The following is a 24,895-nucleotide window of genomic DNA, read 5'->3' as shown; positions in this document are numbered from 1 at the left end:
CAAAACTTCGCAGTGAACCTTTGCAGGTACACTCTGAAGTATTTTTTATTTAATCACTACAGAGATGGTGGAGCTATGCGGGATCGAACCGCAGACCTCCTGCGTGCAAAGCAGGCGCTCTCCCAGCTGAGCTATAGCCCCATAACATGTAGTTAAAACCTCTTCAAATTTGCGGTGCAAATTTGGTAGGCCTGAGTGGACTTGAACCACCGACCTCACCCTTATCAGGGGTGCGCTCTAACCACCTGAGCTACAAGCCTGTAGAGATTTTACTGCTCATTTTCATCAGACAATCTGTGTGAGCACTGCAAAGTACAGTTCTTTAAGGTAAGGAGGTGATCCAACCGCAGGTTCCCCTACGGTTACCTTGTTACGACTTCACCCCAGTCATGAATCACAAAGTGGTAAGCGCCCTCCCGAAGGTTAAGCTACCTACTTCTTTTGCAACCCACTCCCATGGTGTGACGGGCGGTGTGTACAAGGCCCGGGAACGTATTCACCGTGGCATTCTGATCCACGATTACTAGCGATTCCGACTTCATGGAGTCGAGTTGCAGACTCCAATCCGGACTACGACGCACTTTATGAGGTCCGCTTGCTCTCGCGAGGTCGCTTCTCTTTGTATGCGCCATTGTAGCACGTGTGTAGCCCTGGTCGTAAGGGCCATGATGACTTGACGTCATCCCCACCTTCCTCCAGTTTATCACTGGCAGTCTCCTTTGAGTTCCCGGCCGGACCGCTGGCAACAAAGGATAAGGGTTGCGCTCGTTGCGGGACTTAACCCAACATTTCACAACACGAGCTGACGACAGCCATGCAGCACCTGTCTCACGGTTCCCGAAGGCACATTCTCATCTCTGAAAACTTCCGTGGATGTCAAGACCAGGTAAGGTTCTTCGCGTTGCATCGAATTAAACCACATGCTCCACCGCTTGTGCGGGCCCCCGTCAATTCATTTGAGTTTTAACCTTGCGGCCGTACTCCCCAGGCGGTCGACTTAACGCGTTAGCTCCGGAAGCCACGCCTCAAGGGCACAACCTCCAAGTCGACATCGTTTACGGCGTGGACTACCAGGGTATCTAATCCTGTTTGCTCCCCACGCTTTCGCACCTGAGCGTCAGTCTTCGTCCAGGGGGCCGCCTTCGCCACCGGTATTCCTCCAGATCTCTACGCATTTCACCGCTACACCTGGAATTCTACCCCCCTCTACGAGACTCAAGCTTGCCAGTATCAGATGCAGTTCCCAGGTTGAGCCCGGGGATTTCACATCTGACTTAACAAACCGCCTGCGTGCGCTTTACGCCCAGTAATTCCGATTAACGCTTGCACCCTCCGTATTACCGCGGCTGCTGGCACGGAGTTAGCCGGTGCTTCTTCTGCGGGTAACGTCAATGAGCAAAGGTATTAACTTTACTCCCTTCCTCCCCGCTGAAAGTACTTTACAACCCGAAGGCCTTCTTCATACACGCGGCATGGCTGCATCAGGCTTGCGCCCATTGTGCAATATTCCCCACTGCTGCCTCCCGTAGGAGTCTGGACCGTGTCTCAGTTCCAGTGTGGCTGGTCATCCTCTCAGACCAGCTAGGGATCGTCGCCTAGGTGAGCCGTTACCCCACCTACTAGCTAATCCCATCTGGGCACATCCGATGGCAAGAGGCCCGAAGGTCCCCCTCTTTGGTCTTGCGACGTTATGCGGTATTAGCTACCGTTTCCAGTAGTTATCCCCCTCCATCAGGCAGTTTCCCAGACATTACTCACCCGTCCGCCACTCGTCAGCAAAGCAGCAAGCTGCTTCCTGTTACCGTTCGACTTGCATGTGTTAGGCCTGCCGCCAGCGTTCAATCTGAGCCATGATCAAACTCTTCAATTTAAAAGTTTGATGCTCAAAGAATTAAACTTCGTAATGAATTACGTGTTCACTCTTGAGACTTGGTATTCATTTTTCGTCTTGCGACGTTAAGAATCCGTATCTTCGAGTGCCCACACAGATTGTCTGATAAATTGTTAAAGAGCAGTGCCGCTTCGCTTTTTCTCAGCGGCGCGGGGTGTGCATAATACGCTTTCCCGCTCCAGAGTCAAGCATTTTTTTGCTTTTCTCTGTCGAGATTCTCAGGAGAATCTCGCTGACCCGGCGGCGTGTTTGCCGTTGTTCCGTGTCAGTGGTGGCGCATTATAGGGAGTTATTCCGGCCTGACAAGAGGAAATTTAAAATAATTTTCCGACCGCGCATTTTTTACTCTTTATGCTTATTTCAGCGTCGGTTTGTCGGTTAAATGGGCGATTTCTCGGGCGAAATTCTCCACCTGCTGCCAATCGGTATAGACAACTTCTTTGCGCGTATCCGTTTCACCGCCTGACATCTTCATAATCAGCTTGATCATAAAGCGGTCGTACCAGCGGTAACGTGGATAACGTAGCGCCCCGGCAATGACGGCACAGCGATCGGGACGCCATTGTGAACTCATCAGAAACTTCCGCGCGTAGCTGTTGGTCTGTGGAGTACGCTTCTCCGGTTTACGCGCCACCAGGTTTACGGAGTAAAAGGCGCTCGGCATCGAATTCAGCCGCGTCGCATGCTTTTTGACAAATTCCTGGAACGCAGAGTGGTAGTGACCATAGCGAATAGAAGCACCAATGACCACACGGTCGTAGTTTTCCCACTGTGGTTCTTCAATGCGGTGCACATTGGCGACATCCGCCTGGATCCCCAGTTCTTTCAGTTCCGAAGCCAGGTAGGAGGCAATCTCGCGCGTTTGTCCGTCCCTTGTTGAGAAAAGAATTAATGTTTTCACGTATTACTCCATCATTCACGCCAGAAAGTCGGGGTAAAGAGCACCAGCAATGTAAAGACCTCGAGACGACCAAACAGCATGTTGGCAATCAGGATCCATTTAGCCACCGGGTTCATACTGGTAAAGTTATCAGCAACCACGCCAAGCCCTGGCCCCAGGTTATTCAATGTCGCAACAACCGAGGCAAAGGCAGAAAAGTCATCCACACCCGTGGCGATAATCGCCAGCATACTGACAATAAACACCAATGCATAGGCGGAGAAAAATCCCCAAACGGCTTCGAGGATACGTTCCGGCAGTGCGCGATTCCCCAGCTTAATGCTATACACGGCGTTCGGATGCACCAGTCGTTTCAGCTCACGGTTCCCCTGCTTAAACAGCAGCAGAATGCGGATCACTTTCAGGCCACCGCCCGTAGACCCGGCGCAACCGCCAATAAATGCTGAACATAAAAGCAGTACCGGCAAAAAGAGCGGCCAGCGGGCAATGCTATCTGTCGTAAATCCGGCGGTCGTCGCCATCGACACCACCTGAAAAAACGCCTGGTTAATTGTCATCAGCGCCGAACTATAGACATTATGAAACCACAGCACGAGGGTACAAATAACCACCAGCGTAAACTGTACGCCGATAAACATGCGAAATTCCGGATCGCGCCAATAAACCTTCAGACTACGCCCACTTAACAGCGAAAAGTGCAGACCGTAGTTACAGCCGGAGATCAGCAGGAAGATAGCAATGATGGTGTTAATAGTCGGGCTGTCGAAATAACCGATACTGGCATCATGTGTCGAGAAGCCGCCAATAGCGATAGTCGCAAAGCTATGGCCGATGGCATCAAAGGCATCCATTCCGGCAAACCACAACGCCAGCGCACAGGCGACGGTCAGCAAGACATAAATCAACCACAGGGTTTTCGCCGTTTCCGCAATTCGCGGGCGCATTTTGTTATCTTTCAGCGGGCCGGGCATTTCTGCGCGATAGAGCTGCATCCCACCCACGCCGAGGATAGGCAGTATCGCAACCGCCAAAACGATGATCCCCATCCCGCCAAACCATTGCAGCATCTGGCGATAAAAGAGGATTGCGTGAGGAAGTGTATCCAGTCCCACCAGCGTAGTGGCCCCCGTGGTAGTCAGACCGGAGAAAGATTCAAAAAACGCATCGGTAATCGTGAGGTTTGGGCTTTCCGAAAAGATAAAAGGGAGCGCACCGACGCTACCCAACACGGTCCAGAACAGCACCACTATCAGAAACCCTTCACGGGATTTCAGTTCGCCCTTCTCTTTGCGGTTCGGCCACCACAGCATAGAGCCAATGGCGAGGGCGACAAAAAAGGTCTGGGTAAAAGCGCGGCCCGCTCCATCCCGGTAGATGAGTGCTACCAGCCCAGGGATAATCATGGTCCCTGAAAATAAGATGACCAGTAGTCCAACGATTCGGGTAATGGCGCGAAAATGCATCTCTGCCGCTTCCTTAGTTCTGCAAAACGAAGTGGGGATTATTCTTCAATCGCTAACAATTGCAATGAACCACGGCTAAAATCCGCCAGCTTTGCGGAAAATTCAGCCACTTTCGCCGCCGGAAGCGCCACCCGCAGCAGAACGAATGCCTGATAATCACTGTTGATAATTTTGCCGCCACACTGCCCCAGCAACGCTTCAATGCCGGTTAACTGACTATATTCACATTGCAAAGTATATTCGGTTAATGGCGTCTTGCGTTGGGTCGTTAGCTGGCGCAGTGCCTGATTCACGCCGCCGCCATACGCTTTCACTAACCCACCGGTGCCCAGCAATATGCCGCCGTAGTAGCGCACCACCACGGCGGTAATTTCCCCGACGCCGCTGCCCATAAGTTGGGCGAGCATCGGTTTACCTGCCGTTCCCGCCGGTTCCCCGTCATCAGAGAAACCCAGTTGTTGAGAATCATCCGGTGCGCCAGCTACCCACGCCACGCAATGGTGGCGGGCATCGGGGTGTTCTGCCCGCACCGATTCAACAAACGCTTTTGCCGCCTCAACGCCATCGGTATGCGCCAACAGCGTAATGAAGCGGCTCTTTTTGATCTCTTCAACGACCGTGACCGGTGCCGCAGGGATTAACCAGCTTTCCATCACGCCAGTTTCAGATCCCGGGTCATGTTTTCCACGTTGTTTTCGTGGATCACCACGTTGTCTTCGATACGAATGCCACCAAACGGTTTCAGTGCTTCAATTTTCTGCCAGTTGAAGTGTTTGCTGAACTGCCCTTCACGCCACGGCGCCAGCAGCGATTCGATGAAGTAGATACCCGGTTCGATGGTTAACACCATGCCCGGCTGGAGAATACGAGTGCAGCGCAGGTACGGATATTTTGCCGGTGCCGCGAGGTGCGTACCGCTATCATCCTGCATAAAACCAGCGACGTCATGCACCTGCAGGCCCAGCGGATGGCCGATACCATGCGGCATAAACGGTCCGGTAAGATCATTTTCGACCATCGCCTCTTCACTCATATCGGTGATGATTTGATGTTTACGCAGCAGTTTGGCGATACGCTGATGGAACTGGATGTGGTAATCCACATAGCTGACGCCTGCTTTCATGGTAGCGATCAGCGCCAGTTGTTCATCATTTACGTCTTTCACCAGCTGTGCATAGTCGTTGTCGCTTTTTGCCGACCAGGTACGAGTCAGGTCAGCCGCATAGCCGTTATATTCGGCCCCGGCATCCAGCAGGAAGCTGCGCATCTCTTCCGGTGCCTGATGGTCGAGTTTGGTGTAATGCAGTACCGCAGCGTGTTCGTTGAGCGCCACAATGTTGCTGTAAGGCACGTCGGTATCACGATGACCGGTCGCGGTCAGATAGGCAATGTTGATATCGAACTCGCTCATGCCAGAACGGAACGCTTCTTCTGCCGCGCGATGACCGTTGACCGCCATTTTCTGCGCTTCACGCATACAGGCCAGTTCGTACTCGGTTTTGAAGGAGCGGTAGTAATGCAGGTAGTCGATCACCCCTTTCGGGTTGATATTGCTGGCCTCAATACCCAGTTGCAGCGCACGTTCCGGCACCGGGCCGATATACCCGATATTGCCGCGCGCAGCTGGTAACAGGCTACCAATGCCATCGGCTTTCGGCAGCGCGATCACTTCTACATCTTCAGTCCAGAAAGAGGTCGGCAAAGGTTCGACGTTGTGCCAATAATCAACCGGCAGATAAAACCACTGTTTCGGCTTGTTCACGCCATCTACCAGCAACCAGCAGTTTGGCACCTGGGTTACCGGCACCCACGCTTTGAATTGCGGGTTCACTTTAAACGGATAGGGATGATCGTCGAGAAAAACGTTGAACAGTTCGCCGGAGTGAATAAGTAACGCATCCAGTTTGAAGCGCGCCAGCGCATCGCGAGTCCGTTCCTGTAAGGTAGCTATATGATTTTTATAGAGCGAGGCCAGTGATTCCATTTTTTACCCTTCTGTTTTTTGACCTTAAGTCTCCGCATCTTAGCACAACGTTAATACAGAGCGTGATTTCTGCCGAGCGTGATCAGATTGGCATTTCTTTAATCTTTTATTTGCATATTTTTAACACAAAATACACACTTCGTTTCATCTGGTACGACCAGATCACCTTGCGGATTCAGGAGACTGACATGCTTTACAAAGGCGACACCTTGTACCTTGACTGGCTGGAAGATGGCATTGCCGAACTGGTATTTGATGCCCCAGGTTCAGTTAATAAACTCGACACTGCGACCGTCGCCAGCCTCGGCGAGGCCATCGGCGTGCTGGAACAGCAATCAGATTTAAAAGGGCTGCTGCTGCGTTCGAATAAAGCAGCCTTTATCGTCGGTGCTGATATCACCGAATTTTTGTCCCTGTTCCTCGTTCCTGAAGAACAGTTAAGCCAGTGGCTGCATTTTGCCAATAGCGTGTTTAATCGCCTGGAAGATCTGCCGGTGCCGACCATTGCTGCCGTCAACGGCTATGCGCTGGGCGGTGGCTGCGAATGTGTGCTGGCGACCGATTATCGTCTGGCGACGCCAGATCTGCGCATCGGTCTGCCGGAAACCAAACTGGGCATTATGCCGGGCTTTGGCGGTTCTGTACGTATGCCACGTATGCTCGGTGCTGATAGTGCGCTGGAAATCATTGCCGCCGGTAAAGATGTCGGCGCGGATCAGGCGCTGAAAATCGGTCTGGTGGATGGCGTAGTCAAAGCAGAAAAACTGGTTGAAGGCGCGAAGGCAATTTTACGTCAGGCCATTAACGGCGACCTCGACTGGAAAGCGAAACGTCAGCCGAAGCTGGAACCGCTAAAACTGAGCAAGATTGAAGCCACCATGAGCTTCACCATCGCTAAAGGAATGGTCGCACAAACAGCAGGGAAACATTACCCCGCACCCATCACCGCAGTAAAAACCATTGAAGCTGCGGCCCGTTTTGGTCGTGAAGAAGCCTTAAACCTGGAAAACAAAAGTTTTGTCCCGCTGGCGCATACCAACGAAGCTCGCGCACTGGTCGGCATTTTCCTTAACGATCAATATGTAAAAGGTAAAGCGAAGAAACTCACCAAAGATGTTGAAACCCCGAAACAGGCCGCTGTGCTGGGCGCAGGCATTATGGGCGGCGGCATCGCTTACCAGTCTGCGTGGAAAGGCGTGCCGGTTGTCATGAAAGATATCAACGACAAGTCGTTAACCCTCGGCATGACCGAAGCCGCGAAACTGCTGAACAAGCAGCTTGAGCGCGGCAAGATCGACGGTCTGAAACTGGCTGGCGTGATCTCCACGATTCATCCAACGCTCGACTACGCCGGGTTTGATCGCGTGGACGTTGTGGTAGAAGCGGTTGTCGAAAACCCGAAAGTGAAAAAAGCCGTGCTGGCAGAAACCGAGCAGAAAGTACGCCCGGATACCGTGCTGGCTTCCAATACTTCAACCATTCCTATCAGCGAACTGGCCAACGCGCTGGAACGCCCGGAAAACTTCTGCGGGATGCATTTCTTTAACCCAGTGCACCGGATGCCGTTGGTGGAAATTATTCGCGGTGAGAAAAGCTCCGACGAAACCATCGCGAAAGTTGTCGCATGGGCGAGCAAGATGGGTAAAACGCCAATTGTGGTTAATGACTGCCCCGGCTTCTTTGTTAACCGCGTGCTGTTCCCCTATTTCGCCGGTTTCAGCCAGCTGCTGCGCGACGGCGCGGATTTTCGCAAGATCGACAAAGTGATGGAAAAACAGTTCGGCTGGCCGATGGGTCCGGCATACTTGCTGGATGTCGTGGGCATTGATACCGCGCATCACGCCCAGGCAGTGATGGCAGCAGGTTTCCCGCAGCGGATGCAGAAAGATTATCGCGATGCCATCGACGCACTGTTTGATGCCAAGCGTTTTGGTCAGAAGAACGGCCTCGGTTTCTGGCGTTATAAAGAAGACAGCAAAGGTAAGCCGAAGAAAGAAGAAGATGCCGCCGTTGACGACCTGCTGGCAGAAGTCAGCCAGCCGAAGCGCGATTTCAGCGAAGAAGAGATTATCGCCCGCATGATGATCCCGATGGTCAACGAAGTGGTGCGTTGTCTGGAGGAAGGCATTATCGCCACTCCGGCAGAAGCCGATATGGCACTGGTCTACGGCCTGGGCTTCCCTCCGTTCCACGGCGGCGCGTTCCGCTGGCTGGACACCCTCGGTAGCGCAAAATACCTCGATATGGCACAACAATATCAGCACCTCGGCCCGCTGTATGAAGTGCCGGAAGGTCTGCGTAATAAAGCGCGTCATAACGAACCGTACTATCCCCCGGTTGAGCCAGCCCGTCCGGTTGGCGACCTGAAAACGGCTTAAGGAGTCACAATGGAACAGGTTGTCATTGTCGATGCAATTCGTACCCCGATGGGCCGTTCGAAGGGCGGTGCTTTTCGTAACGTGCGTGCGGAAGATCTCTCCGCTCATTTAATGCGTAGCCTGCTGGCGCGTAACCCGGCGCTGGAAGCTGCGGCCCTCGATGATATTTACTGGGGTTGTGTGCAGCAGACGCTGGAGCAGGGTTTTAATATCGCTCGTAACGCGGCGCTGTTGGCAGAAGTGCCGCATTCTGTCCCGGCGGTCACCGTCAATCGCTTGTGCGGTTCATCCATGCAGGCACTGCATGACGCAGCACGGATGATTATGACTGGCAATGCACAGGCATGTCTGGTCGGTGGCGTGGAGCATATGGGCCATGTGCCGATGAGTCACGGCGTCGATTTTCACCCCGGCCTGAGCCGCAATGTCGCCAAAGCGGCGGGCATGATGGGCTTAACGGCAGAAATGCTGGCGCGTATGCACGGTATCAGCCGTGAAATGCAGGATGCCTTTGCCGCGCGATCACACGCCCGCGCCTGGGCCGCCACGCAGTCGGGCGCATTTAAAAATGAAATCATCCCGACCGGTGGTCACGATGCCGACGGCGTCCTGAAGCAGTTTAATTACGACGAAGTGATTCGGCCGGAAACCACCGTGGAAGCCCTCGCCACGCTGCGTCCGGCGTTCGATCCAGTCAGCGGCACGGTAACGGCGGGTACGTCTTCCGCTCTCTCCGATGGCGCTGCAGCCATGCTGGTGATGAGTGAAAGCCGCGCTCGTGAATTAGGTCTTAAGCCACGCGCCCGCGTACGTTCGATGGCGGTCGTTGGTTGTGACCCGTCGATTATGGGTTACGGCCCGGTTCCAGCCTCGAAGCTGGCGCTGAAAAAAGCGGGGCTTTCTGCCAGCGATATCGGCGTGTTTGAAATGAACGAAGCTTTTGCCGCGCAGATCCTACCATGTATTAAAGATCTGGGACTGATGGAGCAGATTGACGAGAAGATCAATCTCAACGGTGGCGCGATCGCACTGGGTCATCCGCTGGGCTGTTCCGGTGCGCGTATCAGTACCACGCTGCTGAATCTGATGGAACGCAAAGACATTCAGTTTGGTCTGGCGACGATGTGTATCGGTCTGGGTCAGGGTATTGCAACGGTGTTTGAGCGGGTTTAACCACTTGCCGGATGCGGCGTAAACGCCTTATCCGGTCTACCGACCCGGCACTAATGTAGATACTGTTATGGCCTGCAAGTTTTTTTCTACCCTGGTTTCCCAGATTGCAGGCATGCCAGACACAGCGCCGTCAGGCGCTGTTTTTTTCATCCCTTCCGCGATTTTTACGCAGCTACCGGATTATGCCGTGACGCATCGAACGGTACGCCTGACTTCAGCACTCCATACGCCACCTGTGCCAGCTTGCGCATCATCGCGCCGAGAATCACTTTTCCTTTCTTGCCATTAGCCGCCAGACGGTCGCGGAACGCCCGTCCCCACTCAGTCTTACTGGTGGCTACCATTGCAGGCATATACAACGCCCTGCGAAGCGACACATGTCCGGCTTTACTCAACCGGCTTGCCCCTCTCACACTACTGCCTGATTCATAACGCCGTGGTGTCAGACCCGCAAAAGCGGCGAACTGTCTGGCATGGGCGAAGCGGTCCTTCAGACCGATATAAGCCAGTAATACCGCAGATGTTTTCTCTCCGATACCCGGGATACTTTCCAGCAGTTTCCTGCGGTGTTTCATATCCGGATCATCGTCTGTCAGGTCTTTTATCTGCTTCTCAAGACGCTTCAGCTCTGCTTCAAGCCACAGAAGGTGAGCATCAATGCTCGGTCTCTGGACTTCCCGCGCCGTTTCAGTGCGGTTCAGTTCCTGCGTGTGCATATCTGTCAGCGCCTGGTGGCGTACTACCAGGGCACGCAACGCGCGTTCAAGCGGGTGAGGCGCTTCCCAGGCTGCAGGGCGCTTCTGACGACAGAACTCTGCCAGCATGCGCGCATCCACGGTATCAGTCTTGTTACGCAGTCCTTCACTCTGAGCGAAAGCTTTACCCAACGCAGGATTAATGACTGACACTATGTAGCCTGCATCGTAAAGGCACTCTGCGACAGGTTCCATATAGGTGCCGGTCGCTTCGATGCAGATATGCGCATGGTCAATCTTGTGACCCTTCAGCCAGCTCACCAGCTCATCGTGCCCTTTAGTGGTGTTAGCGAATTTTTTGGTGCGATGACGACCATCAGGACGCAACACATCGACATCCAGTTTCTCTTTAGCGGTGTCGATACCGATATAATGAAGTTCATGTTCCATCGTGAAACCAACCTTGCAAATACGGATTACCGGGAAAACCGGTCCATGATACTGTCCGGTTTATCACTTTGGGAGAAAGGCAGTCCGCTGCATAAATCTACGCAACAGGTTGAAAACCTAAGGCCCGATACGGCATGCGGACTGCAGGCAGAGAAAACTGGCCGATTTTCTCTGCACAGGAGGGATAATACAAGGCCTGATAAGACGCGCCAGCGTCGCATCAGGCATCGATTGCCGGATGCGGCGTAAACGCCTTATCCGGCCTACCGACCCGGCACCAATGTAGGCCTGATAAGACGCACCAGCGTCGCATCAGGCATCGTGCATCGATTGCCGAATGCGACATAGATCTAAATGCCACTGTATCACTGTATAAAGTTTTAGTTGCCGTTCTTCCCGCCTGTCAGGGGCGGGTTTTTTATATCTCAGATAAACGCAAACGCATCGCCAAACAGGCGGTCTTCCCGCGCATTACGCTCACTGCAAAACAGGTCACGGGCGATTTTCGCCATCTCAAAACGTCCGGCAATATAGATATCATGCTCTGCCAGCGTACCGTGATCCTGCAATACCGCCGTTAACACAGTGCCAGTACGCCCACGCCAGCCCGCTTCCGGTTGTTCAACCACCGGCACCACTTGCAGACCAGGATGCTTCAACGAAAGCGCCTCAAGCTCGGAGAGATCATAAAGATGCTGCTCTTCACGCCCGCCCCAGTAAATGGTGATATCACGGTTTGGGTTACGCGCCAGCGCCGTCAGCAAAATCGAGCGCGCATAAGAGAACCCGGTGCCACCCGCAATCAAAATCATCGGACGTTCTATATCATCGCGCAGCCACGCTTCTCCGTGGGGAATATCGACCACGATTTGATGATCTTTGAGAATACGGTCCATAACGGCTTTCGCGTAAAGGTTAATTTCAGAAGCGCCAATATGCAGCTCGATGAAACCTTTTTCATCCGGCGTCGAGGCCATTGAGAATGGACGTTTATCGCGCTCATCCATCACCACCATCAAATACTGACCAGCACGAAAAGAAAAGGCCGCGTCTGGCACGATGCGGACACGATATACGGTATCCGTGATAGCTTCTACCGAGGTCACTTTACAGCTTAAGGTTGTCATGCGCTTTCTCTGTCGGATCGATAAATAGGGCAAAACAAACGCGCATCAGGCGCTTTTACCGTTGTTAAAAATAGCCAGTTCATCCCAAATGGCGTCAATATGCGCGACAACATCTGGATCTTTTTTGATGGGACGTCCCCATTCACGCTGGGTTTCCCCCGGCCATTTATTCGTGGCATCCAGCCCCATTTTTGAACCCAGCCCGGAGACAGGCGAGGCAAAATCCAGATAATCAATAGGCGTATTTTCTACCAGAACGGTATCCCGCGCCGGGTCCATACGGGTGGTAATCGCCCAAATCACATCGTTCCAGTCGCGGGCGTTGACGTCATCATCGCAAACGATCACAAATTTAGTGTACATAAACTGGCGTAAGAACGACCAGACGCCCATCATGACGCGCTTCGCGTGTCCGGCGTACTGTTTTTTGATCGTCACTACCGCCAGACGATAAGAACAGCCTTCCGGCGGCAGGTAAAAATCGACAATTTCCGGGAACTGTTTTTGCAGAATCGGCACGAACACTTCGTTCAACGCCACGCCCAGTACCGCGGGTTCATCTGGCGGACGCCCGGTATAGGTGGAATGGTAAATCGCATCTTCACGCTGGGTAATATGCGTCACGGTAAATACCGGGAAACTATCGACTTCGTTATAGTAACCGGTGTGGTCGCCATACGGCCCTTCCGGCGCAGTTTCGCCTTGTTCGATATACCCTTCCAGCACAATCTCCGCACTGGCGGGCACTTCAAGGTCATTGGAGATACACTTCACCACTTCGGTCTTGGTGCCGCGCAGCAATCCGGCAAACGCATACTCTGAAAGCGTATCCGGAACGGGGGTGACTGCACCGAGAATCGTGGCGGGATCAGCACCCAGCGCCACAGAAACCGGGAAACGTTCGCCCGGATGCGCCGCACACCACTCCTGATAATCCAGCGCGCCGCCGCGATGCGACAGCCAGCGCATAATCAGTTTGTTTTTACCAATTAGCTGCTGGCGATAAATGCCCAGATTCTGCCGCTCTTTATGCGGGCCGCGCGTCACTGTCAGTCCCCAGGTAATCAGCGGCGCGGCATCTTCCGGCCAGCAGGTCATAATGGGAATGCGGTTAAGATCGACGTCATCGCCAGAGACGATTTTTTGTTGGCAGGGCGCACCACGCAGTCGCTTTGTCGGCATGTTCAATACTTGTTTAAACTGCGGCAGTTTATCAAACAGGTCACGGAAACCTTTTGGCGGCTCCGGCTCTTTCAGAAAAGCCAATAATTTACCCACTTCACGCAGCGCCGAAACATCTTCCTGCCCCATGCCCATCGCCACGCGCTTCGGCGTACCGAACAGGTTGCACAGCACTGGCATTGAGTACCCTTTAGGGTTTTCGAATAACAGCGCAGGCCCACCGGCACGCAAAGTGCGGTCAGCAATTTCAGTGATTTCCAGATGCGGATCCACCGGGAGCGTGATACGTTTTAGCTCACCCTGCTGTTCAAGCAGCGTCAGGAAATCGCGTAAATCGTTATATTTCATGGCATCCATTGTAGCCTCTTAATCTGCGCCCATTATACGGCGTTCATCTTTGCGATGCTGTAAATTTGTTAAATTAGCGTGAACTCTGACGGTATAACGCAAACCGGGGAATATAATTAACTTAGCGTAAAGCTTTTGCTATCCTTGCGCCCCGATTAAACGGATAAGAGTCATTATGCAATCCTGGTATTTACTGTACTGCAAGCGCGGGCAACTTCAACGTGCCCAGGAACACCTCGAAAGACAGGCTGTGAATTGCCTGGCACCGATGATCACCCTGGAAAAAATCGTGCGTGGCAAACGTACTGCAGTCAGTGAACCATTGTTCCCCAACTACCTGTTTGTGGAATTTGATCCAGAAGTCATTCATACCACGACTATCAACGCGACCCGCGGTGTCAGCCACTTCGTGCGCTTTGGTGCGTCGCCAGCGATAGTCCCATCGGCGGTGATTCATCAGCTATCGGTATATAAACCGAAAGACATTGTCGATCCGGCAACCCCTTATCCGGGTGATAAGGTGATTATTACCGAAGGCGCGTTCGAAGGTTTTCAGGCCATTTTCACCGAACCCGACGGTGAGGCTCGCTCCATGCTATTGCTTAATCTTATTAATAAAGAGATTAAGCACAGTGTGAAGAACACCGAGTTCCGCAAACTCTAAAACGCAATCCCAAACAGTGTTTTAACATTGGCATCCGTGGTGGCAGCCAGCCATGCGGCATCTTCTCCACGCCAGTGCGCAATACGTTGCAAAATATGGGGCAGATGGGCTGGCTCGTTGCGCCGGGATGATGGCTTCGGCGTGAGATCGCGCGGGAGCAAATACGGCGCATCAGTTTCGATCAGCAATTTCTCCGCCGGAATCAACGGCAACAATTCCCGCAGCTCCAGCCCGCGTCGTTCATCGCAAACCCAACCGGTAATGCCGATATAAATTCCACGCGCCGCGCACGCCTGCATCTCTTCACGTGTACCGGTAAAGCAATGAAGAACTGCACCAGGCAGTTTATCCAGCCACGGTTCCAGCAGGGTGATAAACCGATCGTGGGCATCGCGACAGTGCATAAATACCGGCATGTTTAATTCTGCAGCAATGCGTAGCTGAGCAACAAAAGCACATTCCTGCTCTTCTGGTGTAGAAAAGTTGCGGTTAAAGTCGAGGCCACACTCACCAATCGCCACCACTTCTGGCTGCGAGGCCAGTTCAATGATCGCTTCTTCGGTCGCTGCTTGCCACTGGCTGCTGTCGTGAGGATGTACGCCCGCCGTTGACCAACATGACGAATACTGACGCGCCAGCTTTTGCGCATGCTGGCTTTCGTGCAGATTAGTGCCAGTGATGAGTAGCCCATTAACTCCTGCGTCAAAAGCGCGTGCTACAACATCATCACGGTCTTTCGCAAATTGCGAACTGGTCAAATTAACGCCGATATCAAACATCCTGTACTCCATATGACAACCGCCCTGACGGGCGGTTGAATTTATTCTTCAGTTTTTTCGCTTTCTGCTTCAGCGTCGTTTTCCTCTTCCCGGTTTCGACCCTTACCAACGTAAAAGCGTGAGAAGAAGACACCGATTTCAAACAGGCAGTACATCGGGATCGCCAGCAGCGTTTGCGAGAAGACATCCGGCGGCGTCAGCAGCATCCCGACAACAAATGCGCCAACCAGCACATACGGACGTTTTTTGCGTAAGTCTTCTGGCGAGGTAATTCCCATCCAGCACAGCAGCACAATTGCCACCGGCACTTCAAAGGAGACACCAAACGCCATAAACAGCGCCATAACGAAGCTTAAATAGCTGGCGATGTCGGTGGATACCTGTACCCCTTCCGGCGCGGTATTGGCAAGGAAGCCAAATGCCAGCGGAAAGACCACAAAGTAGGCGAACGCCATGCCGATATAAAACAACAGAGAGCTGGAAACCAGCAGCGGCACCACCAGGCGACGTTCATGCTTATACAGCGCTGGGGCGATAAACGCCCAGACCTGATAGAGAATCACCGGCGCTGACAGAATCAGCGACACCATAAAGGTCAGCTTGATCGGCGTAAAGAACGGCGAGGCCACGTCAGTGGCGATCATCGTTGAGCCTTGCGGCAACTGCTTGATCAATGGCGCGGATACCAGGTGATAGATGTCATTGGCGAAATAGACCAGACACAGGAATATCACGATCACCGCGATAATGCAGTTCAGCAGACGCTTACGCAGCTCAATCAGATGCGTGATAAGCGGTTGAGTATCTTCTACAGACATGTTTACGGTTTATCACTCGACGAAGGGGAAGGTGCAGCGGTTTTCGGTTCAGCGTCCGCAGCAGGTTTTACCACCGGCTCTGGCGTGGTTTCTGGCTTCTGTTCCGGCGAACTGGCCTGCGTTTGTGCAGCGGCAGGCGTTACGCCTTCATGCGCAGCTTCATTATCTTTCACCACCGGGTTATGGATGGTGTGCGCTTCATCGCTCGCCTTTTCAGGATCGTTTGCAACGTAGGAACGCTTCATCGACTCCGCGGCCTGGCGTAGTTCATCCATCGACGCTTTCAGTTCGGGCGTCAGGTTAGTGAGGCTCGCCTTTTCAACCTTTTTCAGGCTGTCCTGAAACTCCTGGAGTTTTAACTCCTGGGTCAGTTCGTTCTGCACCGTTGTCGCCAGTGAACGCAACGCGCGAATCCAGCCAGCTACCGTTTTTACCGCCACAGGCAGTCGTTGCGGCCCCAGAACGACGAGGCCGATGATGAACACCAATAGCAGTTCGCTAAAACCGATATCAAACACGGATTACACCTGCTCTTTATCGTGGCGCTTCGCGTCTTCTGTTTTAGCCTGTTCCTGATTCGTATCCGCCTGCTTATCGGCGATAGTTTTCGCAGTAAAATCAGCATCCTGACTGGTTTTATCCTGCTTTGGTTCATCATCGCTCATTGCTTTTTTAAAGCCTTTGATCGACGCACCAAGATCGGAACCGATGGAGCCGAGCTTTTTGGTGCCAAAAAGCAGTACAACGATGACGGCAATAATCAATAACTGCCAAATACTGATACCACCCATACATGTTCCTCTGTGGTAGATGATGATTAAACAAGGCCGCATTATACGTTACACGGCCCGCCTTGAGCGATGAAAAAATCAGCGTGTTTTGCGCCAACCGACAAACCAGGCGATCAGACCACCTGCCATTAACCAGCCGGGCATCAACCCCCATTCAGGGCGGCTGACCAACAAGAATGTGCCGCTTAATACTAACGTAGCGCCAATTCCGAGAAAATAACGCGATTGTCCCTGACGTACATGATTTGACTGAAGCTCGCGGGCAATCTTATCAACACTGTGCTGTAAATACTTGCCCTGGCGCAAACTGTCGTAAACCAGTTCAGGCAGTTCTGGCATTTTTTCGACCCAGAACGGCGCTTTTTCTTTAAATGCTCTCACCAGCGCAGGAATACCGACCTGATCTTTAATCCACGACTCCAGGAAAGGCTTCGCCGTTTTCCATAAATCGAGCTGCGGATAAAGCTGGCGACCTACCCCTTCGACGTAGAGCAGGGTTTTCTGGAGTAACACCAGTTGCGGCTGCACTTCCATATTGAAGCGACGCGCCGTATTAAACAGATTTAACAGTACATGTCCAAACGAAATTTCGGCCAGCGGTTTCTCAAAGATAGGTTCACAGACCGTACGAATGGCAAATTCGAACTCTTCAACGTTGGTATCTGGCGGCACCCAGCCTGAATCGACGTGTAGCTCTGCCACTTTGCGATAATCGCGATTAAAGAAGGCGATAAAGTTTTCCGCCAGATAGCGTTTATCTTCTTTGTTTAGCGAGCCAACAATCCCGCAATCAATGCCGATATATTTCGGGTTTTCTGGGTGTTCATAGCTTACAAAGATGTTGCCAGGGTGCATATCGGCATGGAAAAAGCTGTCGCGAAAGACCTGAGTGAAGAACACCTGCACCCCGCGTTCTGCCAGCAATTTCATGTTGGTGCCGTTTTTCTCCAGCGCTGCGACATCTGAAACCGGAATGCCGTAAATGCGCTCCATCACCATCATCCCTTCACTACAATAGTCAGGGTAAACTTCCGGGATGTAGAGCATCGGGCTGTCTTCAAAATTGCGCCGAAGCTGAATGGCGTTGGCAGATTCCCGCAGCAAATTCAGTTCATCAATCAATGTCTTTTCGTACTCGCGCACCACTTCGGTTGGGCGCAGACGGCGACCATCCGGCAGCAAACGCGGCACCCAGCGAGCCAGACGGTAGATAAGTTTCAGATCCGCTTTAATGACCGGCAAAATATCCGGGCGGATAACTTTAATCACCACCTCTTTGCCATTCGATTTCAATCGTGCGGTATGAACCTGAGCAATAGAAGCCGACGCCAGCGGCTTGATTTCAAAATCGTCAAACCACGCTTCTACCGGCAAACCGCCCATTGCAGCTTCAATCTGTTGCTTCGCAAGCTTGCCATCAAACGGAGCAACTTTGTCCTGCAATAACGCCAGCTGATCGGCAATATGCGGAGGAAAAAGGTCGCGGCGGGTAGACAGCATCTGCCCGAACTTGATCCACACTGGCCCCAGTTCTTGCAGAGCCAGTCGTAGTCGCTCACCTAAAGGTTTGTCTTTATGCCGATTTGGCATCCAGAATAATGAGTATCGCCATAGTCGTAACGGCAGGGTGATACGCATTTTAGGGATCAGTTCATCAAGTCCGTAGCTTAAAAAAGTGCGAATGATGAAATATAGGCGCCGTACTTCACCTGGCGTCATTTAGCCTCCAGTTTTTCCAGCCGTTTGGTCAGGGAATCCACGGCACGTTCAACGGCTGCCGTTTCTTCCGCAAACCAGGCTACTTCAAGTGGACCTGGCGCCATACGCCACTCTTCGGTAATGGCTTCCGCCACGTAACGTTGCTGGCGTTTAATGCCGTGATGCAAGAACTTCGCGCCTCCGCGCAAGGCTTTGCTGATACCTTCAGCGGCGATATCACCAGTATAAGGCGCCAGCAATTCCGCAGGGTCAAACTCGGCCAGATCTGCCAGTGCAACGAAGTTCTGCACCACCTGAATATCGCCCTGTACTTCCAGCTCACCGCTGCGAATTAACGCGGCAAGCTGCTGGCGATCGCGAAGTTTCGGCAACACGCTGGCGTAGGCGATAACGGTACAGTCAGCATCGCCCGCCCATTCACCCAGCACATCAACCTGGCGTTCGCTGAACACCAGAATCAATGACGTCGAAAAGCCTTTTACCTCCACGCGCAAAACTTTACCCAGCAGACGCGAGCGGGCCGTTTTCAGCGCGGGTGAACGATACAGGAAGGTGTTGAGCAGACTTTCAATTCCTGCCGTCACTAAAGGTTTAAAAGGCATTTCCGGTCTCCTGTCAGAACTTATAACCACGATGCAGCGCCACAACCCCTGCCGTCAGGTTGTAATAGTCGACACTTTCGAATCCAGCATCCTGCATCATAGCTTTCAGGGTGTCCTGATCGGGATGCATGCGGATAGATTCAGCAAGATAACGGTAGCTGTCAGCGTCGTTCGCGACCAGTGAGCCAATACGCGGCAGCACATGGAAGGAGTAAGCGTCATAGGCCTTACTTAACGGCTCGATAATCGGCTTCGAGAACTCAAGCACCAGCAGTCGGCCGCCAGGTTTCAGAACGCGATACATTGAACGCAGAGCTTTATCTTTGTCAGTGACGTTACGCAGACCAAACGAAATGGTGATGCAATCAAAGGTGTTATCCGGGAACGGCAGCGCCTCAGCGTTCGCCTGAACATACTCAACGTTGCCAATCACACCAATATTACGCAGCTTCTCGCGGCCCATTTTGAGCATGGATTCATTGATATCAGCAAGGACCACTTTGCCAGTTTCACCCACCAGGCGGGAGAATTTCGCTGTCAGGTCGCCAGTACCGCCTGCCAGATCCAGCACGGTCTGCCCGCGGCGTACGCCACTGCAATCAATCGTGAAGCGTTTCCACAAACGATGTATGCCAAAAGACATCAAATCATTCATGACATCGTATTTCGATGCCACGGAATGGAAAACGTGGGCGACCATATCCGCTTTTTGTTCCTTCGCGACGGTCTGAAAACCAAAGTGCGTCGTTTCTTGTGACTTATCCACCATCTCAATGCCTGCTCATCAAAAAATTGTTCCAGAAGTGTAACAGATTGGGCGTCGATGCCCTAGATTTCTACCCGGCTTAACTACCCCCAATGGGCTAGCGCGACTGCTGATTATATTCATCATCGCGTTGATAAGCTTCATCATTCGGCTGCTCCGGTACCGACCGCAGTCGATACTCTTCATCCTGGCTCACCGCTTGTTCAGCCAAATCCGGATTAATCTCGCGTTTAATTTCTACTCCTAAACCGCGAAACGCTTCTGCTTGCGCCAGCACATTTCCGCGACCTGAAGAGAGTTTTTTCATTGCCTGGCGATAGTTATCCTGCGCTTTGTCGAGACTTTGACCAATCGCGGACATATCATCGACAAACAAGCGCATTTTGTCGTACAACTTGCTGGCACGATCGGCTATTTTCTGAGCGTTGCGGCTTTGATGCTCATAGCGCCAGAGGTTGGCGATAGTGCGCAGCGCCACCAGCAGCGTGGTCGGGCTAACCAGCATGATATTGTTTTTCAACGCTTCGGTGATCAGCTCCGGCTGGCGGTCAAGCGCCAGTAAAAATGCGGGCTCAACAGGGATAAACATCAGCACGTAATCCAGGGTTCGTAGCCCCGGCAGCTGTTGATAATCTTTACGTCCCAGCAAGCGGATGTGGTTACGCACCGACGCGATATGTTCCTGTAGCGAGCTTTCGCGGGTGTAGTCGTCTTCTGCGTTGAAATAGCGTTCATAGGCGACCAGCGTCATTTTGGCGTCGATCACCACATCTTTTCCGTGCGGCAACCGCACGATGACATCCGGCTGCATCCGCGAGCGGGCGTCATTTTCGATGCTGACCTGGGTTTCATATTCATACCCTTCACGCAGACCGGAAGCCTCCAGCACACGCGTCAATACTACCTCGCCCCAGTTGCCCTGGGTTTTATTGTCGCCTTTCAGCGCACGCGTCAGGTTGATCGCTTCCTGGGCCATTTGCGCGTTGAGCTGCTGGAGATTGCGTATTTCGTGAGTCAGGGTATGGCGTTCTTGTGCTTCTTTACCGAAACTGTCCTGAACCTGACGACGAAAACCGTCCAGTTGTTCACGTAGTGGCGACAACAGGCTGTTCAGACTCTGACGGTTTTGCTCATCAACCCGGCGATTGCTGTGCTCGAAAATACGGTTGGCGAGGTTTTCAAACTGCTCACTGAGGCGCTGTTCGCTGTTGATCATTTGGCGAATTTTATCGTCAGCATGTTGCTGTACAGCCTCCATTCGCGTGGTGACTTCACGCAGATCCGCCTCCAGCGAGGTGTTAATGCTTTGCAGACTGCGCACTTCATTATTGAGTAACTCGCACTCAGCACGCCAATGTTCGCTTTGGGTAATTTGTTGTTTTGCCGCACTTAACTCCGCGACCATCTCTTCACGTTCAGCGAATTGCTCGGCTTTTTGCTGCGCATGCTGATAACTGGCAATCAGCCAGCCAATCGCCACGCTCACCAACGCAATAACTGCGTAAACCATGATTGAGATATCCACAACGCCTCCAGCCTCATTACTTACCCGCACAAAATAGAATTGTGCTGTACAAACGTCCAGTTTGAAAGAAGTTTCCTGCGAGGCGCTACGCAAAACGATCCTTAATTTTTATTATTTTATCCCACAATATGAGACGTAGTTTATATTGTGGGATATATCACCTTTTCCCCACGTCATTATGTGGAACACTTCAGCAATATCATAAGGAGAAACGTATGGCAGATACCTCTTCAACCACCGCTGGCGCACAAACGTTATTACGCGGGCTGGCGGTTCTTAATGCTGTTTATAACGGCTGCCATGACCTGAAAAGTATCGGCGAGTTCACCGGCACGACCCGGAGCACAACCCATCGTTTAGTCACCGTTCTGGTGGAACAACGCTACCTGCGCCACGTCCCAACGCAGGGCTACCAACTGGGCGCCAAACTGATCGAATTCGGTGCCAGAGCGCTGGAAAGCACCTCGCTGTACGAAGTTGCGCTGCCCGTTTTGCAACGCCTTGCCCGTTACACCCTGGACACCGTGCATCTGGGGATCGTTGAAGGCGACGAAGTGCTGTATCTGGAGAAGATCAACAGCCAGCGCGGGCTGGAAATGCGCTCACGCCCAGGCCATCGCATGCCACTGGCAATCACCGGCATCGGCAAGGCATTGATCCTCAACCGAACAGAAGAAGAGTGGCGCACGCTGTTTAAGACCTGTGGTGATGAAACAAAACTGGGCGCATTTATTCAGAACATGCGTCGTTATGCCGCCAGTGGTTTTGCTTTTGATCTGGAAGAGAACGAGCCGACTATCCGTTGCGTTGCAGCGCCGGTTTACAACGCCCGGGATGAAATTGTGGCGGCTATTTCTGTCGCCAGTACCACTACGTATATGTCACTGGCGCGTCTGGAAGAACTGGCACCTTACGTCAAATCCTGTGCAGAAGAGATATCCGCTGAACTGGGCTGGGGTAAGCACGTTCACAAAAATAAATAAACCATGACTAAAGGAAACGGCTAATGTCGGGAAACACCTCATTTATTGCCCTGGACTGGGGAACGTCATCGCTTCGGGCATGGCGTTTTGGCGACTCACCCAATCCACAAGAAAAACGTGAATTCCCGTGGGGGATCATGAAATTACCCTCCCAGGCAGCAACACGTGAGGACGCTTTCCACGATACGTTTTTACGTGTCTGCGGCGACTGGCTGGCACAATCCCCATGCCCGGTTCTGGCTTGCGGCATGATCGGCAGTGCGCAAGGGTGGCAACCCGCAGCTTATTTACCTTGCCCGGTCACTCTCGAGGGTCTGGCAAAGCAGTTGACGCCTGTTATCCACCAGCAGCAGACAATGCTGCACATTATTCCTGGCGTGATTAAAGAAGGTGAAATGCCCGAAGTGATGCGTGGTGAAGAGACACAAATCTTCGGTGCTATCTCGATGGAACCGGCCCTGCAAAACGCGATCCATCAGGGTATGCCTGTGCTGATTGGCTTACCTGGCACACATGCGAAATGGGCTGTAGTTGAAAACAACACCATTACCGATTTTCGAACCTTTATGACAGGCGAGTTATTTGATGTTTTATCCCGCCATTCGATTCTCGGTGCCACCATGCGTTCGGGAGATGAACCGCACTGGGATGCCTTCGCCCACGGGCTGACAGCGGCACAAGAGCATCATCAGACCGGATTATTATCGACGCTGTTTTCGACCCGTTCGCGCCTGCTGACCAGTAATCTTACGCCGTCCTCACAGGGGGATTACCTTTCAGGATTACTGATAGGCCATGAATTATGCGGTCTGGCATCCAGTTTGCTACGTGATTTACCCGCCACAACACCGATCGCCTTAATCGGTAGCGCCACTCTGAACAGCCGCTATTCACAAGCATTCAGCCACGTTTTTCCCGACAGACAGCTACACGCCATTCCTAATGCCACTGAACAGGGGTTATGGCGAATCGCCCACGCTGCCGGGCTACTCTCCACCAACGCCAGGGAATGTACTCATGCCATTTAATACGCTTTTGCAAAAAACCAGGTTAGTCGCCATTTTACGCGGCGTGAAACCGGATGAGATTGTCGCCATCGGTGAAAAGCTGTATGCCGCTGGATTTCGCCTGATTGAGATTCCCATGAACTCGCCGGAGCCGTTGCAAAGTATCAGTTTACTGCGCGACGCCCTGCCTAAGGACTGCCTGGTGGGAGCCGGAACTGTGCTTTCGGTGGAACAAGTCGTCGCGGTTAAAGAGGCTGGAGGCCAGATTATCGTGATGCCGCATTGCGATACTGCGGTGATCCGTCGTGCCCGTGCGCTGGGTATGTATTGTGCGCCTGGCGTCGCTACGCCCACCGAAGCTTTTGCTGCCATTGAACATGGCGCCAATGCCATCAAGCTGTTCCCGGCTGAACAAATTACGCCTGAAGTCACCAAAGCCTGGCGTGCGGTTATTCCACAATCCGTTCCGATGTTACCGGTTGGCGGTATCACTCCAGACACAATGGCGCGTTATCTGAGCCACGGCGCAAACGGCTTTGGCCTCGGTTCTGCGCTATATCGCCCCGGCATGACGCCAGAGCAAGTCTATGAAAATGCAGTACTGTTTATGAACGCATGGAATAATTTAAATAGCAAATAACTGATAAATAAGGATATAAAAGCAATGATAAAACATCTTACCTTACCGAAAAAAATGGCTGCAATGGTACTTCTTGCCGGCGCTGCCCTCAGCACTGCGCCTGTGCAGGCGGCCTCCTGGCCAACCAAACAGATCGAGTTAGTCGTACCCTACGCGGCCGGAGGCGGTACGGATCTGGTTGCCCGTGCCTTTGCTGATGCCGCCAAAAACCATTTGCCCGTCAGCATCGGGGTTATCAATAAACCTGGCAGTGGCGGCGCTATCGGCCTGAGTGAAATCGCCGCTGCCCGCCCTAACGGTTACAAAATGGGTTTAGGCACGGTTGAACTGACCACCCTTCCCAGTCTCGGAATGGTGCGTTTTAAAACCAGCGACTTTAAACCCATTGCCCGTCTGAATGCGGATCCGGCTGCTATCACCGTCCGTGCCGATGCACCGTGGAATAGCTATGAAGAATTTATGACTTACGCCAAAGCGAATCCCGGAAAAGTACGCATTGGTAACTCAGGCACCGGAGCAATCTAGCATCTGGCGGCAGCTGCACTGGAAGACAAAACGGGCGTGAAGTTTTCTCATGTCCCATATGACGGCGCAGCCCCTGCCATTACAGGCCTGTTAGGCGGGCATATTGAAGCGGTTTCCGTAAGCCCAGGTGAAGTTATCAATCATGTGAAAGGCGGCAAGCTGAAGACACTGGTAGTGATGGCGGATGAACATATGAAAACCATGCCTGACGTACCGACGTTAAAAGAGAAAGGCGTTGATCTCTCCATCGGCACCTGGCGCGGTCTGATCGTGTCGCAAAAAACGCCGCAGGATGTGGTTGATGTTCTGGCTAAGGCCGCAAAAGAGACGGCTGAAGAGCCTGCATTCCAGGATGCTCTGCAAAAGTTGAATCTCAACTATGCATGGCTTGATGGTGCCAGCTTCCAGACCCAAATCAACGAACAGGAAAAGTACTTTGACGAGTTACTAACTCGGCTGGGCTTGAAAAAATAATCCCGAGGTA

21 protein-coding genes, 2 tRNA genes, 1 rRNA gene and 1 pseudogene are annotated in these 24,895 nt (G+C 52.6%); 7 read left to right on the top strand and 18 right to left on the bottom strand.

The features are described from left to right. Nucleotides 1-65 precede the first annotated feature (65 nt). From QUF14_RS23490 to pepQ, 7 genes are all read right to left on the bottom strand, one after another. Nucleotides 66-141, bottom strand: a tRNA-Ala gene (locus QUF14_RS23490). Between the two features lie 42 nt (nucleotides 142-183). Beyond that, a tRNA-Ile gene (locus tag QUF14_RS23485) sits at nucleotides 184-260 on the bottom strand. A 68-nt stretch (nucleotides 261-328) separates the two neighbouring features. Further along, a 16S ribosomal RNA gene (locus tag QUF14_RS23480) occupies nucleotides 329-1,870 on the bottom strand. A 376-nt stretch (nucleotides 1,871-2,246) separates the two neighbouring features. Next, nucleotides 2,247-2,792 (bottom strand): menaquinone-dependent protoporphyrinogen IX dehydrogenase, encoded by a 546-nt coding sequence (hemG, locus tag QUF14_RS23475; RefSeq protein ID WP_000853965.1) that lies wholly within the window; start codon nucleotides 2,790-2,792, stop codon nucleotides 2,247-2,249. Nucleotides 2,793-2,803: 11 nt separating this feature from the next. Then, a complete protein-coding gene (trkH, locus tag QUF14_RS23470) occupies nucleotides 2,804-4,255 on the bottom strand; it encodes a Trk system potassium transporter TrkH (protein WP_000545683.1) in 1,452 nt (483 codons plus the stop codon). A 38-nt stretch (nucleotides 4,256-4,293) separates the two neighbouring features. Further along, complete coding sequence (locus QUF14_RS23465; RefSeq protein ID WP_001353706.1) at nucleotides 4,294-4,908, bottom strand: IMPACT family protein; 615 nt, start codon at nucleotides 4,906-4,908, stop codon at nucleotides 4,294-4,296. After that, nucleotides 4,908-6,239 (bottom strand): Xaa-Pro dipeptidase, encoded by a 1,332-nt coding sequence (gene pepQ, locus QUF14_RS23460; RefSeq protein ID WP_096553009.1) that lies wholly within the window; start codon nucleotides 6,237-6,239, stop codon nucleotides 4,908-4,910. Before pepQ ends, QUF14_RS23465 begins: the two co-directional genes overlap by 1 nt. Nucleotides 6,240-6,427: 188 nt before the next feature. On the opposite strand from pepQ, the gene fadB reads away from it, so the two are divergent. Further along, nucleotides 6,428-8,617, top strand: coding sequence for a fatty acid oxidation complex subunit alpha FadB (gene fadB, locus QUF14_RS23455; RefSeq protein WP_001361105.1), 2,190 nt, complete (start codon nucleotides 6,428-6,430; stop codon nucleotides 8,615-8,617). 9 nt (nucleotides 8,618-8,626) lie between these two features. Next, nucleotides 8,627-9,790 (top strand): acetyl-CoA C-acyltransferase FadA, encoded by a 1,164-nt coding sequence (gene fadA, locus QUF14_RS23450; protein WP_100733884.1) that lies wholly within the window; start codon nucleotides 8,627-8,629, stop codon nucleotides 9,788-9,790. A 164-nt stretch (nucleotides 9,791-9,954) separates the two neighbouring features. Here fadA and QUF14_RS23445 read toward each other — a convergent pair whose 3' ends face one another. The 3 genes from QUF14_RS23445 to ubiD form a co-directional block, all read right to left on the bottom strand. After that, nucleotides 9,955-10,935 carry an IS110-like element IS621 family transposase gene (locus QUF14_RS23445; RefSeq protein ID WP_000399629.1) on the bottom strand — a complete coding sequence of 327 codons (981 nt, stop codon included), beginning with the start codon at nucleotides 10,933-10,935 and terminating at the stop codon, nucleotides 9,955-9,957. A gap of 425 nt (nucleotides 10,936-11,360) precedes the next feature. Then, nucleotides 11,361-12,062 carry an NAD(P)H-flavin reductase gene (fre, locus tag QUF14_RS23440; protein WP_024211974.1) on the bottom strand — a complete coding sequence of 234 codons (702 nt, stop codon included), beginning with the start codon at nucleotides 12,060-12,062 and terminating at the stop codon, nucleotides 11,361-11,363. Nucleotides 12,063-12,107: 45 nt separating this feature from the next. After that, nucleotides 12,108-13,601: a 4-hydroxy-3-polyprenylbenzoate decarboxylase gene (gene ubiD / locus QUF14_RS23435; protein ID WP_000339804.1), complete on the bottom strand. Its 1,494-nt coding sequence runs from the start codon at nucleotides 13,599-13,601 to the stop codon at nucleotides 12,108-12,110. A gap of 166 nt (nucleotides 13,602-13,767) precedes the next feature. Here ubiD and rfaH point away from each other — a divergent pair, with 166 nt between their 5' ends. Continuing rightward, nucleotides 13,768-14,256: a transcription/translation regulatory transformer protein RfaH gene (rfaH, locus tag QUF14_RS23430; RefSeq protein ID WP_001192396.1), complete on the top strand. Its 489-nt coding sequence runs from the start codon at nucleotides 13,768-13,770 to the stop codon at nucleotides 14,254-14,256. Here rfaH and tatD read toward each other — a convergent pair. From tatD to rmuC, 8 genes are all read right to left on the bottom strand, one after another. Further along, on the bottom strand, nucleotides 14,253-15,035 hold the full coding sequence (tatD, locus tag QUF14_RS23425; protein ID WP_024211975.1) for a 3'-5' ssDNA/RNA exonuclease TatD: 783 nt from the start codon (nucleotides 15,033-15,035) through the stop codon (nucleotides 14,253-14,255). The two genes, rfaH and tatD, sit on opposite strands and share 4 nt — an antisense overlap. A gap of 41 nt (nucleotides 15,036-15,076) precedes the next feature. Further along, nucleotides 15,077-15,853: a Sec-independent protein translocase subunit TatC gene (gene tatC, locus QUF14_RS23420; RefSeq protein WP_000109943.1), complete on the bottom strand. Its 777-nt coding sequence runs from the start codon at nucleotides 15,851-15,853 to the stop codon at nucleotides 15,077-15,079. 2 nt (nucleotides 15,854-15,855) lie between these two features. After that, complete coding sequence (gene tatB / locus QUF14_RS23415; protein ID WP_000459594.1) at nucleotides 15,856-16,371, bottom strand: Sec-independent protein translocase protein TatB; 516 nt, start codon at nucleotides 16,369-16,371, stop codon at nucleotides 15,856-15,858. Nucleotides 16,372-16,374: 3 nt separating this feature from the next. Further along, on the bottom strand, nucleotides 16,375-16,644 hold the full coding sequence (gene tatA / locus QUF14_RS23410) for a Sec-independent protein translocase subunit TatA (protein ID WP_001295260.1): 270 nt from the start codon (nucleotides 16,642-16,644) through the stop codon (nucleotides 16,375-16,377). A gap of 78 nt (nucleotides 16,645-16,722) precedes the next feature. After that, on the bottom strand, nucleotides 16,723-18,363 hold the full coding sequence (ubiB, locus tag QUF14_RS23405; protein ID WP_000187543.1) for a ubiquinone biosynthesis regulatory protein kinase UbiB: 1,641 nt from the start codon (nucleotides 18,361-18,363) through the stop codon (nucleotides 16,723-16,725). After that, the gene (gene ubiJ / locus QUF14_RS23400) at nucleotides 18,360-18,965 is read right to left on the bottom strand and encodes a ubiquinone biosynthesis protein UbiJ (protein WP_002431887.1); all 606 of its coding nucleotides are present in this window, start codon (nucleotides 18,963-18,965) and stop codon (nucleotides 18,360-18,362) included. The genes ubiB and ubiJ overlap by 4 nt, the downstream gene beginning before the upstream one ends. Nucleotides 18,966-18,978: 13 nt before the next feature. After that, nucleotides 18,979-19,734, bottom strand: a complete 756-nt coding sequence (gene ubiE / locus QUF14_RS23395) for a bifunctional demethylmenaquinone methyltransferase/2-methoxy-6-polyprenyl-1,4-benzoquinol methylase UbiE (RefSeq protein WP_000227958.1) — start codon at nucleotides 19,732-19,734, stop codon at nucleotides 18,979-18,981. A gap of 94 nt (nucleotides 19,735-19,828) precedes the next feature. Further along, the gene (gene rmuC / locus QUF14_RS23390) at nucleotides 19,829-21,256 is read right to left on the bottom strand and encodes a DNA recombination protein RmuC (protein ID WP_000355276.1); all 1,428 of its coding nucleotides are present in this window, start codon (nucleotides 21,254-21,256) and stop codon (nucleotides 19,829-19,831) included. A gap of 215 nt (nucleotides 21,257-21,471) precedes the next feature. On the opposite strand from rmuC, the gene QUF14_RS23385 reads away from it, so the two are divergent. The 4 genes and pseudogenes from QUF14_RS23385 (at nucleotide 21,472) to QUF14_RS23370 (ending at nucleotide 24,885) form a co-directional block, all read left to right on the top strand. Next, nucleotides 21,472-22,239 carry an IclR family transcriptional regulator gene (locus tag QUF14_RS23385; RefSeq protein WP_001361103.1) on the top strand — a complete coding sequence of 256 codons (768 nt, stop codon included), beginning with the start codon at nucleotides 21,472-21,474 and terminating at the stop codon, nucleotides 22,237-22,239. Between the two features lie 23 nt (nucleotides 22,240-22,262). Next, nucleotides 22,263-23,267, top strand: a complete 1,005-nt coding sequence (locus tag QUF14_RS23380; protein ID WP_000016460.1) for a 2-dehydro-3-deoxygalactonokinase — start codon at nucleotides 22,263-22,265, stop codon at nucleotides 23,265-23,267. Then, on the top strand, nucleotides 23,257-23,886 hold the full coding sequence (locus QUF14_RS23375; RefSeq protein WP_001116479.1) for a 2-dehydro-3-deoxy-6-phosphogalactonate aldolase: 630 nt from the start codon (nucleotides 23,257-23,259) through the stop codon (nucleotides 23,884-23,886). Before QUF14_RS23380 ends, QUF14_RS23375 begins: the two co-directional genes overlap by 11 nt. Nucleotides 23,887-23,910: 24 nt before the next feature. Next, nucleotides 23,911-24,885 (top strand): annotated as a pseudogene (locus QUF14_RS23370) (Bug family tripartite tricarboxylate transporter substrate binding protein). The last annotated feature ends 10 nt before the right edge of the window (nucleotides 24,886-24,895 follow it).

The organism is Escherichia sp. HH091_1A (genome assembly GCF_030295175.1).
Classification (GTDB): Bacteria; Pseudomonadota; Gammaproteobacteria; order Enterobacterales; family Enterobacteriaceae; genus Escherichia; species Escherichia coli_F.
Note: the sequence above shows the minus strand (reverse complement) of the source record. Positions and strands in the feature narration are given on the sequence as shown.